The organism is Halorubrum sp. SS7, assembly GCF_005435055.1.
Lineage (GTDB): Archaea > Halobacteriota > Halobacteria > Halobacteriales > Haloferacaceae > Halorubrum > Halorubrum salinarum.
Genome location: NZ_SGXV01000293.1, coordinates 1 through 479 on the forward strand (window position 1 = coordinate 1; position 479 = coordinate 479).

1 protein-coding gene is annotated in these 479 nt (G+C 55.3%); it reads right to left on the reverse strand.

The window, feature by feature from the left end; translation table 11 throughout:
* On the reverse strand, positions 1 to 318 hold a 318-nt coding region (locus tag EXE44_RS18085; protein ID WP_158293508.1), incomplete at its 3' end, for an alcohol dehydrogenase catalytic domain-containing protein.
* Positions 319 to 479 lie beyond the last annotated feature (161 nt).

Sequence of the window (479 nt, forward strand, 5' to 3'; positions counted from 1 at the left end):
GACGTTGGTACAGAAGCCCGTGTACCCCTCCTCGCAGTTCTGGCAGAAGCCGCAGGAGACGTTGAACGGCATGACGACGCGGTCTCCCTCCTCTAACGTCGATACCGCCTCGCCGACCTCGCTGACGATCCCCATGTTCTCGTGGCCGAAGATGATCCCCTCCTCGGCCGCGGTCCGTCCCTCGTACATGTGGAGGTCGGAGCCGCAGATACAGGACGTGGTGATGTCGACGACGACGTCGTTCGGGTGTTCTATCTCCGGTTCGTCTACCTCCTCGACGGCCACATCGTAGGGGCCTTGGTACACAACTGCTCTCATGTTGTTGCGATTGTAACGTGTTAACAATACATAGTAAATGTTTTTCCATTATATTTTACCATTAATAACTCGGTTCGTTTCGCTATTAACAAATATTGCGAGACGGGGTCGGGAGCCTCCCCGCGGCTCCGCTCGTGTGAATCCACCGATACACTCATGGA